The organism is Vibrio makurazakiensis (genome assembly GCF_050337375.1).
GTDB lineage: Bacteria > Pseudomonadota > Gammaproteobacteria > Enterobacterales > Vibrionaceae > Vibrio > Vibrio makurazakiensis.
This window is the reverse complement of the sequence record NZ_JAKJSW010000034.1, coordinates 20,773-34,458: the sequence shown is the minus strand read 5'-3', so window position 1 is coordinate 34,458 and position 13,686 is coordinate 20,773. Positions and strand designations below refer to the sequence as shown.

At 43.2% G+C, this 13,686-nt stretch carries 12 protein-coding genes and 1 rRNA gene; 3 read left to right on the top strand and 10 right to left on the bottom strand.

All coding sequences use genetic code 11. The annotated features are described in order from the left end of the window. From L4C33_RS05870 to trxA, 7 genes are all read right to left on the bottom strand, one after another. Nucleotides 1-77: ribosomal RNA gene (locus L4C33_RS05870) — 16S ribosomal RNA — on the bottom strand; the annotation flags it as partial. A 545-nt stretch (nt 78-622) separates the two neighbouring features. After that, a complete protein-coding gene (gene fre, locus L4C33_RS05865; protein WP_428811505.1) occupies nt 623-1,336 on the bottom strand; it encodes an NAD(P)H-flavin reductase in 714 nt (237 codons plus the stop codon). A gap of 18 nt (nt 1,337-1,354) precedes the next feature. After that, a complete protein-coding gene (locus tag L4C33_RS05860; protein ID WP_428811504.1) occupies nt 1,355-1,624 on the bottom strand; it encodes a 2Fe-2S iron-sulfur cluster-binding protein in 270 nt (89 codons plus the stop codon). Further along, nucleotides 1,621-3,465: a 4-hydroxy-3-polyprenylbenzoate decarboxylase gene (gene ubiD / locus L4C33_RS05855; RefSeq protein ID WP_428811503.1), complete on the bottom strand. Its 1,845-nt coding sequence runs from the start codon at nt 3,463-3,465 to the stop codon at nt 1,621-1,623. The genes L4C33_RS05860 and ubiD overlap by 4 nt, the downstream gene beginning before the upstream one ends. 96 nt (nt 3,466-3,561) lie before the next feature. Further along, nucleotides 3,562-4,554 carry a hypothetical protein gene (locus L4C33_RS05850; RefSeq protein WP_428811502.1) on the bottom strand — a complete coding sequence of 331 codons (993 nt, stop codon included), beginning with the start codon at nt 4,552-4,554 and terminating at the stop codon, nt 3,562-3,564. Nucleotides 4,555-4,667: 113 nt separating this feature from the next. Next, nucleotides 4,668-5,930: a transcription termination factor Rho gene (gene rho, locus L4C33_RS05845; RefSeq protein WP_428811507.1), complete on the bottom strand. Its 1,263-nt coding sequence runs from the start codon at nt 5,928-5,930 to the stop codon at nt 4,668-4,670. 200 nt (nt 5,931-6,130) lie between these two features. Continuing rightward, nucleotides 6,131-6,457, bottom strand: coding sequence for a thioredoxin TrxA (gene trxA / locus L4C33_RS05840; RefSeq protein ID WP_428811501.1), 327 nt, complete (start codon nt 6,455-6,457; stop codon nt 6,131-6,133). A gap of 111 nt (nt 6,458-6,568) precedes the next feature. Here trxA and rhlB point away from each other — a divergent pair, with 111 nt between their 5' ends. Together rhlB and gppA are read left to right on the top strand one after the other, a co-directional pair. After that, entirely contained in the window at nt 6,569-7,879 is a 1,311-nt protein-coding gene (rhlB, locus tag L4C33_RS05835) for an ATP-dependent RNA helicase RhlB (protein WP_428811500.1), read from the top strand. Nucleotides 7,880-7,885: 6 nt separating this feature from the next. Then, nucleotides 7,886-9,379 carry a guanosine-5'-triphosphate,3'-diphosphate diphosphatase gene (gene gppA / locus L4C33_RS05830; RefSeq protein ID WP_428811499.1) on the top strand — a complete coding sequence of 498 codons (1,494 nt, stop codon included), beginning with the start codon at nt 7,886-7,888 and terminating at the stop codon, nt 9,377-9,379. 111 nt (nt 9,380-9,490) lie between these two features. Here the strand turns inward: gppA and L4C33_RS05825 are convergent, their stop codons facing one another. The 3 genes from L4C33_RS05825 to recQ all read right to left on the bottom strand — a co-directional run bounded on the left by L4C33_RS05825 (nt 9,491) and on the right by recQ (nt 12,586). Continuing rightward, nucleotides 9,491-10,162 carry a 7-cyano-7-deazaguanine/7-aminomethyl-7-deazaguanine transporter gene (locus L4C33_RS05825; protein ID WP_428811498.1) on the bottom strand — a complete coding sequence of 224 codons (672 nt, stop codon included), beginning with the start codon at nt 10,160-10,162 and terminating at the stop codon, nt 9,491-9,493. Nucleotides 10,163-10,379: 217 nt separating this feature from the next. Continuing rightward, complete coding sequence (locus L4C33_RS05820; protein ID WP_428811497.1) at nt 10,380-10,691, bottom strand: DUF3630 family protein; 312 nt, start codon at nt 10,689-10,691, stop codon at nt 10,380-10,382. Nucleotides 10,692-10,747: 56 nt separating this feature from the next. Continuing rightward, on the bottom strand, nt 10,748-12,586 hold the full coding sequence (gene recQ, locus L4C33_RS05815) for an ATP-dependent DNA helicase RecQ (protein ID WP_428811496.1): 1,839 nt from the start codon (nt 12,584-12,586) through the stop codon (nt 10,748-10,750). A 179-nt stretch (nt 12,587-12,765) separates the two neighbouring features. Here recQ and rarD point away from each other — a divergent pair, with 179 nt between their 5' ends. Beyond that, nucleotides 12,766-13,671 carry an EamA family transporter RarD gene (rarD, locus tag L4C33_RS05810; RefSeq protein ID WP_428811495.1) on the top strand — a complete coding sequence of 302 codons (906 nt, stop codon included), beginning with the start codon at nt 12,766-12,768 and terminating at the stop codon, nt 13,669-13,671. Nucleotides 13,672-13,686 lie beyond the last annotated feature (15 nt).

The window sequence follows — 13,686 nt, the reverse complement described above, 5'->3', positions numbered from 1 at the left end:
TGTCGTTTCCGCTCGACTTGCATGTGTTAGGCCTGCCGCCAGCGTTCAATCTGAGCCATGATCAAACTCTTCAATTTAAGATTTTGTCGGCTCAATGAATACTGACTTCAAAACTAATATTTACCGAAGTAAACATGTAATTCTAAAGCTATTACCATTCCAACAGAATGGTAATGAATTGACTGTGCCAAATAACCCCTCCCTATAGAGAAAGTAATTATTCGTATTGGTCACTCAGTTCATTGAAACCAAAGTCGATTTCCGAGGAAATCTTTTTTGATATCATCAACGAGTGCCCACACAGATTGATAGGTTTAAATTGTTAAAGAGCTTTGCTTTTCGAAGTGTTCTTCTCAAAGCGGACGGTCATTCTAGCGAATTAGCATTCAGTGTCAAACACTTTTTGAAATTTAATTTCTTACCTGATTCCGTCTTACTGATTTGTTCTGAAGCCTTATGGCGACTGCCTTCTCAGTGGGGTCGGATTATAGGGAACCCTGAGAACTTAGCAACTATTTTTTCATAAATAATGAATAAATAGAGGTTAACTGCTCAATAGTTCATCAAACATTAAAAAAGAGAGCATTTCTGCTCTCTTTTCATTCAAATAACCGACGTTTTCTTAGATAAACGCGTAGGCATCTGCATACATATGGTCACTTTGTGCCTGTTTGTTTTGCGTAAACAAGTCACGAGCTGCACCTGCCATTTCAAAACGACCAGCTATATAGATGTCGTAATCTGCTAATGAAGCGAAGTCTTCACTTATTGCCTGTAAAACATTACCTGTCTTTCCATTCCAGTTCGCAGGAACTTCTTCTACTACCGGTACAAAGTGAACATTGTCATGTTTTGCTGCGATTTCTAGTAATTCAGATTGTGCATACAGCTGGCGCTCATCTTTACCACCCCAGTAAAGGTAGATAGTGTTCGACAGATCTTGTGCAATACAATGATCTAAAATTGAACGAACGTAACTAAAGCCGGTACCACCAGCAATAAGTAATAGAGGGCGCTCACTCTCTTCTTTAATCCATGCGTCACCATGTGGAGCATCGATATCAATATCACCATCTTCAGCAAGTGCTTTTTTCATTGCTTCTACAACTTCTAGTGCATAAGCATTTTGTTCCGCAGCACCGATATGAAGCTCTAACTCACCTTCATGGCGACAAGGGCTACTTGCAATTGAAAACGGGCGTTTGTCTTTCTCACCCATTTCTACCATTAGGTACTGTCCAGCTTTAAAAGCAACTGGAGTTTCTGGATGAAGTAGAATTTGATAAGTATTACAAGCCAACGGCTCGATAGACTTAACTTTACATTTAATCGTCATATGTTCCTCTCGCTAACCTTATTCATCAAAGGTTAAAACTAAATTACTTTCTGCAAATGCCTGACAAGCAAAAATCCAACCTTGTGCTTGCTCTTTCTCTGTGAGCATAGGTTCAAGATGGTAACTAACTTGCCCTTCTAATTTTTTACACAGGCACATTGCACATGCGCCAACTTGGCAACGGTTTGGGAAATTAATCTCGCTGTTGAGCGCAGCTTCCAACACCTTTTGCCCTTTTTCCACACCAAAAGAAATATTTTCTGGGTACAAGACTACTTGGTAGCTCATAAAATTCCTAGCTGATCCCAAATACTATCAATCTTTTGTACTACTTTCGGATCTTTGGTAATTGGAATACCCCATTCACGTAGGCACTCTTCACCTTGAACTTTATTCGTGGCATCTAAACCCATTTTAGAAGGTTCAGAATCTCCCTCTAAAAAGAGAGTATCTCTTGAAGGATCCATACGGGTCGTAACTGCCCAAATAATATCGTTCCAATCACGGACATTGACGTCTTCATCACACACGATGACAAACTTGTTTTCTGCGAACTGACTCCAAACGCCATTCATGATTTTTTTAGCATGCCCTGCACCAGTTTTATCTATAGAGACAACAACCATGCTTGGGTTTTCATTTTGTAAGTGTATATCTTTAATTTCAGGAAACGACTTAGTTAGCTCAGCTAAGTGACCTTCTATATCTTGCTTATCCAGCTTAGGTGTTTCGGCGTCTCCAGAAAGGGCAAGCTCAGCATCCCATTTTCTCGTGATATCCAATCCCATTTTTGAACCTAGACCTACAACAGGTGAAGCAAAGTCTAGTGAGTCAATCGGAGTGCTTTCGATCATCAAACTATCGCGTATTGGCTCCATGTGTTCAGACATCGCCGCGGTAACCTGAGACCAATCGCGTGCATTCACGTCCTCATCACACACTAAAACAAATTTGGTGTACATGAACTGACGTAAGAAAGACCAAACTCCCATCATCACGCGCTTAGCATGACCGGGATATTGCTTCTTCATTGTCACAACAGCCATTCGATACGAACAACCTTCCGGTGGTAAATAGAAATCTTCTATCTCAGGGAACTGCTTCTGAAGAATAGGAACAAATACTTCATTCAGTGCGACACCCAATACTGCAGGCTCATCGGGTGGACGGCCTGTGTAGGTACTGTGATAAATTGGGTTCTCACGCATGGTCACATGAGTAATGGTAAACACATGGTGTTTTTCTTTCTCGTTGTAGTAACCAGTGTGATCTCCATAAGGGCCTTCATCTGCAAACTCATTCGGATCTATGTATCCTTCCATCACAATTTCGGCACTTGCTGGTACTTCAAGGTCGTTGCTGATTGATTTAACCACCTCAGTTTTACTTCCACGCAATAAACCTGCAAAAGCATATTCCGATAAAGTATCTGGAACAGGAGTTACTGCGCCGAGAATCGTCGCCGGGTCTGCGCCAAACGCTACAGAGACTGGGAACGGCTTGCCTGGGTTGGTTTCCATCCACTCTCGTAAATCAAGAGCACCACCACGGTGCGCAAGCCAACGCATAATAATTTTGTTTTTACCGATTTTTTGCTGTCGATAAATACCCAAGTTCTGGCGTTTCTTATTCGGACCACGAGTAACCGTTAAACCCCAAGTTAAAAGCGGTGCTACATCATCAGCCCAACAACTCATCACTGGAATTTTATCGAGATCGACTTCATCACCTTGCCATACAACTTTCTGACAAGCTGCTTTACGAAGTCGCTTGGCTGGCATATTCAGAACTTGCTTGAATACTGGTAATTTATCTAACGCATCTTTGAAGCCCTTGGGTGGTTCAGGCTCTTTTAAATAAGCTAATAGCTTACCGACTTCTCGCAGTTCTTGAACATCCTGACGTCCCATACCAATTGCTACACGCTCTGGCGTACCAAATAAGTTGGTCAGAACTGGCATGGAATAACCAATAGGGTTTTCAAAAAGAAGTGCAGGTCCACCAGCACGCAGAGTTCTGTCGCTGATTTCTGTCATTTCATAGTCTGGGTCGACTGGGTGAGAAATGCGTTTTAACTGACCAATACCTTCAAGGTGGTCGATAAAATCGCGTAAATCCTTATAACTCATAGGGCTTCTAATGCTGATTAATCTGACAGCAGTATATCAAAAAGGAGAACCCTGAGATCCCCCTTTTTAGTATGGTTATTGAGAACCAAAGTCCACTTACGGCAAGACTTGTTCAATCAAACTTGTTTTTACCTGAGGGTTATCTTTGACAAGTTCCTCTAGCCAGCCTGAATGCCCTTGTTCCGCTAATTCTCTAGCCACAATTGAAGCTTCATCCGTTAACGCCATTCGCGAGACTAAGAATGACTTTACATGATCTGGTAATGGGTTAACTTTTGTCAGCAAAGAAATCGCTTCAGCTTTTAAGCTCGGGTTTTTAGTAGCTGCCATAACTTGTTCAAGTGAAAACTCGGACTCAGTCCTCGCTAAGCGCTCTAGCTCTGTCTTACTGTAATAATCCGCTTTCATTCTCCACAGCATTTGATATACAGCAGGATCTTCACTAACTTGAGCAAGTCGAACCATAACTTGTGTTGAAGGCAGCCAACCCACCACTTTATTATCGGTTAGCTGTTTGGCTAAGTAGTCCACAGCTTCAAATGACAAGCTATCGAGTTCACGAATTAGTAATGCTTCTCTCGCTTGTACTTGGTGGTCAGCCCCTGACAGCCATTCCTGTAAAACTAAATCACGCTCTTCGGCCTTAAGTACGAAGGCCAAAATTGTTTGGTCTTGATTCCACTGTTTGATTAAACGACTCGCAACTGATTGATAGTTGAAAGCAGGCACAGTGAATTCATACCCATCCCCACGCTCTAAGACTTGGTAAGTCGGCGTCAACGATAGTTGTTGATTAACAAAAATAGACATTTTAGGAGTGAGTGCGAATTGTTGTTGCTCGAGTTTTGAAAGCAGTTGGTAGCGCGCGACTTCTTGCTGAGGAAAAGCAAGTCGCTGAAGAGCAAAGCGCAATGAATCTACATCGTCTTGGACAACGAGTTCTAGAAGCTCTGAGGTTTTCGCTTTAACTTGTTCGTTTTCAAGCCATTGCTCTACCGTATTTACTGACATTTCTGTTGCGACTGATGGAGCAGTGGCAAAGAGTAATGACGCAGACAGGAGTAATGACGACAACATTCCTTGTTGCATTTTAACTTCCCTGTAACATTTTTGTTTATATTGCAWTCTCGGGGGCTAAATTGCAATAAAAAACGCCACTCGAAAGTGGCGTTCAAATAACTAATCGTGCAAAGAGCTAATGATTATTTCTGGCGACGCATCGCATCGAAGAATTCATCATTGGTCTTAGTCATTGCTAGCTTATCGATTAAGAATTCCATCGCATCGATTTCACCCATAGGGTGAACAATCTTACGTAGGATCCACATCTTCTGCAGTTCATCTTTCTTCGTCAGTAATTCTTCACGACGAGTACCAGAACGATTGAAGTCGATAGCAGGGAATACACGTTTTTCAGCAATCTTACGGTTTAGGTGCAGTTCCATGTTACCTGTACCTTTAAACTCTTCGTAAATTACTTCGTCCATCTTAGAACCAGTATCTACAAGTGCTGTAGCGATGATAGTTAAGCTACCACCTTCTTCTACGTTACGAGCAGCACCGAAGAAACGCTTTGGACGGTGAAGTGCGTTAGCGTCTACACCACCGGTAAGAACTTTACCTGATGATGGAACAACCGTGTTATATGCACGAGCTAGACGAGTAATAGAGTCAAGCAAGATAACTACGTCTTTCTTATGTTCAACAAGACGTTTTGCTTTTTCGATTACCATTTCCGCAACTTGTACGTGGCGAGATGCTGGCTCATCGAATGTTGAAGCAACAACTTCGCCTTTAACTAGGCGTTGCATCTCGGTTACTTCTTCTGGACGTTCGTCGATTAGAAGAACCATTAATTCACATTCTGGGTGGTTACGAGCAATGCTTTGAGCAATATTTTGCAGCAACATTGTTTTACCCGCTTTTGGCGGAGCAACAATCAAACCACGCTGGCCTTTACCAATTGGAGAAGCAAGGTCGAGAATACGAGCAGTAATATCTTCAGTTGCACCATTACCAGCTTCCATAACCATACGTTCGTTGGCATGAAGAGGAGTAAGGTTTTCGAAAAGAATCTTGTTGCGAGCGTTGTCTGGCTTGTCGTAGTTAACCGTGTTTACTTTAAGTAATGCAAAGTAACGTTYGCCGTCTTTAGGTGGGCGAATTTTACCGCCAATCGAGTCACCTGTACGTAGGTTAAAGCGGCGGATCTGGCTAGGAGACACGTAAATATCATCAGGGCCAGCAAGGTATGAACTGTCGGCGCTGCGCAGGAAACCAAAACCGTCTTGAAGAATTTCCAGTACCCCGTCGCCAAAAATGTCTTCACCACTTTTTGCATGCGCTTTAAGGATGGAGAAGATAATGTCTTGCTTTCTTAGACGAGCTTGATTTTCAAGACCTAAGCTTTCGCTAAGTTTTACAAGTTCAGACACAGGTCTGTTCTTCAGTTCAGTAAGATTCATAGTGGTGGAAGTTTGTTTAGTCAAAATAGGATCTGTTTTCTTAAGTTAAGAAGGATTTGGTCACAGGATCGACCAAGAAGTGAAATCTGTTCAATTAACGTGCGATAAATTAGCACTAATTATTAGCCTAGTCCAGAGTTTGAAAAAACAAAACCGTGCATCTGTTAAATAGCACGGTTTCTTTTCAGTGACTCTACCTATTAAAGGTTAGCGTCTAAAAACTCTTTTAGTTGAGTTTTAGACAATGCACCAACTTTCGTTGCTGCCACACCGCCATCTTTAAATAAAAGCAGTGTTGGAATACCGCGAATACCAAACTTTGGTGGAGTACCTGCGTTTTGGTCGATATTTAATTTACCGATAGTGAGCTTGCCTTCGTACTCTTCAGAGATTTCATCAAGGATAGGCGCAATCATCTTACATGGACCACACCATTCTGCCCAGAAATCAACAAGAACAGGGCCTGCAGCATTGATTACATCGTTATCAAAACCGTCATCAGTTAGCTGCAAAATCTTATCACTCATCTTCCACTCCAATGTGTTTTTTAGAACTGGTTGGATGATAACCAGTAAATAGATGCCCTATTGGAATGTATTTACTTTCGTATTGCAAGCTTAAGCTGATATTCTATAGCAATGAAAAAGACGCATATCACAGAGCAAAAGTTCGCCGATTTGGATTTAAACACCCAAGTCATTGAAGGATTGGAGAAAAAAGGGTTCGATTACTGTACCCCTATCCAAGCCTTGGCGCTGCCGGTACTGCTCACCGGCCAAGATATTGCAGGCCAGGCCCAAACGGGCACTGGTAAAACGCTAGCGTTTCTTACTGCTACTTTTAACCACCTACTAAAAACACCAGTTCCTGAAAGCCGCAAGCCTAATCAGCCTCGTGCAATTATTATGGCACCAACTCGCGAACTCGCGATTCAGATCTACAACGATGCTGAGTCTCTTATCGCAAGCACTGGTATCAAAGCTGCACTTGCTTATGGTGGCGAAAGCTACGACAAGCAATTAGGCAAGATTGAAGAAGGTGTAGACATCCTGATCGGTACCACTGGCCGTATCATTGATTTCTACAAGCAGAAGGTTTTCAACCTTAACCACATTCAAGCCGTTGTTCTTGATGAAGCAGACCGTATGTTCGATCTTGGCTTTATTAAAGACATTCGTTTCTTGTTCCGCCGTATGCCAGAGCCTCAAGATCGCTTGAACATGCTGTTCTCTGCGACGCTTTCTTACCGTGTACAAGAGCTGGCTTTCGAACACATGCACAACCCTGAGCATGTCGTTGTAGAACCAGAGCGTAAAACTGGCCACCGTATTCAAGAAGAGTTGTTCTACCCTTCAAATGAACACAAAATGGGCCTTCTACAAACTCTTATCGAAGAAGAATGGCCAGATCGCGCTATTATTTTCGCTAACACTAAACACAAATGTGAATCTGTTTGGGGCCACCTAGCAGCAGATGGTCACCGCGTTGGTCTACTAACTGGTGATGTTCCACAGAAGAAACGTGAAAAGATCCTAGAGCAATTCACTAAAGGTGATGTTGATTTACTAGTAGCAACTGACGTTGCGGCTCGTGGTCTACATATTCCTCAAGTAACTCACGTATTCAACTTCGACCTGCCTGACGATTGTGAAGATTACGTTCACCGTATCGGTCGTACTGGTCGTGCTGGCGCAAGTGGTCACTCAATTAGCTTTGCTTGTGAAGACTACGCAATTAACCTTCCACCGATTGAAGAATACATTGAACACTCAATCCCAGTATCAGATTACGATGCTGCTGCGTTAATTGAAGATTTACCTGCACCACTACGTATGCGTTCACGCAACCCACAACAGCGCCGCACTAACAATGGTGGCTCTCGTAATGGTAACCGTAAACCGCATCAAAATCGTCGCCCTCGTCAGCCACGTCATAACAAGGAAGCTTAGTCGTCTATGAGTCAAACAGTGTCATCTCCGCTTTACGCCGCCATCGACCTCGGGTCGAATAGTTTCCACATGCTCGTTGTACGTCACATTGATGGTAGCGTACAAACCATGGCCAAAATTAAACGTAAAGTTCGTTTAGCAGCTGGGTTAGATGAAGAAAATGCACTTAGCCACGAAGCCATGCAACGCGGTTGGGACTGTTTGAGCCTATTTGCAGAACGACTACAGGATATTCCTAAAGAAAATATCCGCATTGTTGGTACAGCGACCCTGCGTACAGCAACCAATGTGGATATTTTTCTTAAACAAGCCAATCAAATCCTTGGTTACGACATTAATGTCATTACTGGTGAAGAAGAAGCTGCAACCATTTTTAAAGGTGTCGCACATACATCAGGTGGCAGTGGCCGCCGATTAGTTGTTGATATCGGTGGCGCTAGTACAGAAATGATCATTGGTGAAGGGTTTGAAGCCAAAGCACTCACAAGCCTGAAAATGGGTTGTGTCACTTGGTTAGAGCGCCACTTTAAAGATCGCCAACTCAATACCAGTAACTTTGATAATGCCATTGAAGCAGCCAAAGCAACTTTAGCACCTATCTTAGATAACTATACTCAGCTGGGTTGGGACGTCTGTGTAGGCGCAAGTGGTACCGTGCAAGCATTACAAGAAATCATGCTTGCTCAAGGTATGGATGAAGTCATCACCCATGCCAAACTCAAACGCTTACAAAAACAAGCGATGATTACCGAGCGCTTGGAAGAACTGGAAATAGAAGGGCTAACCCTTGAGCGCGCATTAGTGTTCCCTAGTGGCCTTTCTATTCTTATCGCAATTTTTGAACTACTTGAAATAGATTCAATGACACTCGCAGGCGGTGCTCTTCGTGAAGGCCTCGCTTACGAAATGGTTGATGAACTACGCCAAGAAGACATCCGTGCACGTACTATTAAGAGCGTTCAATCGCGCTATCAAATGGACGTAAGCTACGGTGCACAAGTAGCAGCGGTGGCACAAACTCTGTTAGAGCAAGCCGGCGGTGAGGGTTGGGTTTCAGAACCTCAAGCTAGCGTACTATTGCAAACTGCCGCTAAGCTTCATGAGATTGGTTTAACTATCGATTTCAAAAAAGGCGGCGAGCACAGTGCGTACCTACTACAGAACTTAGATCTGCCTGGCTTTACGCGAGCACAAAAACATTACCTGGGTGAATTGACACGTCGCTACCGCGAACAGTTAACCTCACTACCAGAGCAACACGCAGTATCAGGTACTAGCAGCAAGCGTATTTTACGTATTCTACGCTTGGCAATTTTGCTAACCCATCGTCGTAATCCAGCACTAGAACCTGAGTTTCAGTTAACGACTGATGGTAACAACCTGGCTTTGGCACTTTCTAAACAATGGCTAGCTGACAATCCACTTACGGCTGCAGAGCTAGAGATCGAGTCTAATAGACAAACAGATATTGGCTGGCCGCTCAGTATAGAAAGTATCTAATTTAGTTCTAGATGCAGATATTAAAAAGCCCAAGTTAGTTCGCTAACTTGGGCTTTCTCTTACCTAACTTTTCTAGGCTGTAAATCGCTATATTCAGCTCGAGAGTGGAAGCTAAGCGTTAACACCCGTCGCTTTAAAGTTAGGGTTCACAGCGGTCAGCTTCTTAACAACATAGTTCAAAAGCACGCCATACATTGGAACAAACAAGCCTAGGCTGATGATAAGTTTGAATCCGTAATCAACCAGTGCAATCTCAGTCCAGTGCTCAGCCATGAAAGGGTCTGTGCTTTGGTAAAAAGCTATCGCAAAGAAAGCGATGGTATCTAACGCGTTACCGATCAACGTAGAGCAAGTTGGTGCGACCCACCATTGTTTTAACTGACGTAAACGGTTAAACACATGCACATCCAGGATCTGACCAAGTAGGTAAGCCATAAAGCTTGCCGCAGCAATACGCGCAACAAACAAATTGAATTCGCCTAATTGACTGAAACCTTGGAATTGCCCTTCAAAGAAGACCACCGATAGTAAATAAGAGACGGCTAGCGCTGGTAACATTACTAAGAAAATGATTTTACGAGCAAGCTGTGCACCAAAGATACGTACAGTTAAATCTGTTGCAAGGAAGATAAACGGGAAAGTGAAAGCGCCCCAAGTGGTGTGCATACCAAAGATGGTAAAAGGTAGCTGAACCAAATAATTGCTAGATGCAATGATGATTAAATGGAACAAAACTAATAGTGCTAGGGCTTTGCGCTGTTGCGCAGGGGTAAAGTTACTCATGCTGTACCTTTTTAGTTTGGTTTGGGGGTGAGGGAACCCAAATCGAGTCAATCATTCAAAGTATTGAACAATGCTCTTACCAATAATGTGAAAAACAAAAATTTAAAAATCGCTCATTGGAGCGGCGAGCGATTATACATTAATCAATTATTGGCGCAACGAATGCAATAAACGCAATCGTTTTTCTACAAAAAGAATCGACTTAACAGGCTGTGGGCTAAAAGCCGCGTCGGAATAACTGAGCTAAATAATCGAACTCTTCTTTGCTATCTTCAACATTCAAAGACTCAAACCAGATTGATTCGCTGTAGTGTTCCGATTTCAAAAACATCCGACAGTCTTCAAAATCAATCAACCAGGAATGCATATCAGCATCCCATTGTTTTTCAACAATAGAAGCTGACAGTAATGCCACCAGCTTTTCACCTAACGCTTCGTAAGAGTCAAAATCAAAACTTGGGGACGTAATCAGTAAACGTCCTTCTTCCGCTAAATATTCTCTTAAGCCAAATGCTGTCTGTGTTGTCATGTCCCTATCAACCTTCTTCTTTTTCTATGAGCTAGCAGTTTCTATAAGCTAATCGATTAGCCGTGAGTCGTAATATGTTCTTGGATCAAATCGAGGAATGGATCGGCGTATTTGTCGAGCTTGCGTTGGCCAACGCCATTAACCGCAAGCATTTCACCATAAGAAGTAGGCAAAATTTCAGCCATATCAATCAAAGTTGCATCACTGAATACGACATAAGGCGGTAATCCATCTTCATCCGCAATGGATTTACGCAACTTACGTAATTTAGCAAACAACTTCTTATCGTAATTTTTGCTGGTGAGTTTATCGGCTTTTGCACTACGTACTGCGGTATCTAAACGAGGTACAGCCAACTCTAGTGACATTTCGCCACGTAGTAATGGGCGCGCTTCTTCAGTCAGCTGCAACGTCGAGTTACGGGTGATATTTTGGAACAATAAGCCTTTGTGTATAAGTTGGCGAAAAATACTGATCCAGTAGTCATGACTATGGTCACGGCCTATCCCGTAAGTGGAAAGCTTATCATGACCATTATCACGAACACGGATATTCTGCATACCACGCATCACTTCTACTACATAACCCATGCCGAATGACTGATTCACGCGGTACACACATGACAGCGCTTTTTGTGCTTCTTGGGTCGCATCAAAATGTTTCGGAGGATCCAGACAAATATCGCAGTTGCCACAAGGCTTTTCCCTGTACTCACCAAAGTAGTTCAATAGCACCTGACGACGACAAGTCTGTGCTTCAGCAAATGCACTCATCGCATTGAGCTTGTGCATCTCGACTTGTTTCTGCGGACCTTCTTCTTTTTCATCGAGCATACGACGTAACCACCCCATGTCGGCAGGGTCAAACAGCATCATCGCTTCAGCAGGTAAGCCATCACGCCCTGCTCTACCCGTTTCCTGATAGTAAGACTCAATGTTACGAGGAATATCAAAGTGCACGACAAAACGAACATTGGGTTTGTTGATACCCATACCAAAAGCGACTGTTGCCACAACAATTTGAATGTCATCTCGTTGAAACGCTTCTTGAACATAAGCACGTTCGTCAGTATCCATACCAGCATGGTAACCGGCGGCACGAATACCGTTGTTACATAGCTTCTCGGTCACCATTTCAACTTTCTTTCGGCTGCCACAATAAATGATGCCACAATTACCTTTCTGTGTTTCTAGGTAGCGAACGACTTGGGAAACGGGCTTATGTTTTTCAACTAGGTTGTAACGAATGTTCGGACGGTCAAAGCTACCCAAATGAGTATGCTGATCCACCAGCTGCAGGCGCTGAATAATATCGTTACGTGTTGCATCGTCAGCCGTCGCCGTAAGCGCCATATAAGGCACATGCGGGAAATACTGCTTTAACTGACCAAGAGACGCGTACTCAGGGCGGAAATCATGTCCCCACTGTGAAATACAGTGTGCCTCATCGACGGCAATCATAGAAAGCGGTAAACCTTGAAGGCGCTCAATGAAGTCACGCATCAACACGCGCTCTGGCGACACATAAACCATCTTAAGTTGGCCTGAGTTCATACGATTGAACACACTCAACAGTTGGTCACGTGGCATTGAAGAGTTAATACACTCCGCCGCGACACCATTGGCCTTCAGTTGATCCACTTGGTCTTTCATTAAAGAGATCAACGGGGAAATAACTAAAGTTAACCCTTCACGCACTAAAGCTGGAATTTGGTAACAAAGGGATTTACCACCGCCTGTCGGCATAATGACTAAGCTGTCTTTACCTTCGATCGCGAGCTCTATCACCTCTTGCTGACCATCGCGAAAGCTTTGATAGCCAAAAATATCTTCTAAGATATTTTGTGCATCATTCGCAGGAGTGGGGATTTGCTCAGCAATTAGAGTGGTGGTCATTATTAATCCTAATAGAGGTGTAAAATCAGCATGCAGCGTTGGCAAGCAAGGCGCACATTGTAGAGGGGAATGCTGGTGAATTAAACCGCAAATTGTTAGGTGAAAAGGGTTAACGCTCCTATACTGACCAACTCTCTTATAAATCTTATTAATAAGCACTCAGTGCTAGAGAAAGTTGCATGACACCTGAAGAACAACAACGGACCCGCCAAGGAATATTGCTTGCGATTGGCGCGTACACTATGTGGGGTATCGCCCCTATATATTTCAAATCTTTAGCAGAAGTATCCCCTCTAGAAATCTTGAGTCACCGTGTGGTGTGGTCATTTTTCTTACTGGCATTTCTGCTACATATTGGCCGTAATTGGCGAAATGTACGAAAAACGCTAACGTCTAAAAATAAAATGACGTATCTAGTTTCAACGTCGTTACTAGTTGGCGTCAATTGGCTGATTTTTATATGGGCAGTCAATTCAAATCATATGCTTGATGCGAGCTTAGGTTATTACATTAACCCTCTCATCAACGTACTGCTTGGGATGATCTTTCTCGGGGAACGATTAAGGAAATTACAATGGTTTGCGGTAAGCCTTGCCGCGATTGGCGTCTTAGTGCAATTAATCGCTTTTGGCTCAGTTCCTATCGTTGCTATTGGACTCGCATTCAGCTTTGGCTTTTACGGTTTATTGCGAAAAAAGGTAGGGCTAGAAGCTCAAACTGGCTTATTCATCGAAACCTTAGTCATGTTACCTGCTGCGGCTATTTATTTACTGTTCATTGCCGACAGTGCAACATCAGACTTAGCCGTAAACTCGATGCAACTGAACCTTCTGCTAGTAGCAGCCGGAGTAATTACAACTTTACCATTGCTGTGCTTTACAGGGGCTGCGACACGCTTAAAGCTATCAACACTCGGCTTCTTCCAGTACATAGGACCTAGCTTGATGTTCTTACTGGCAGTTCTGATTTATGGCGAAGCATTCACTTCCGACAAAGCTATCACCTTTGCCTTCATCTGGGGCGCTCTAGTGCTTTTCAGCTTTGATGGCTTGCGTAACAATAAGAAGAACAAACGAGCTAAATAGTAACACTGATCGTTT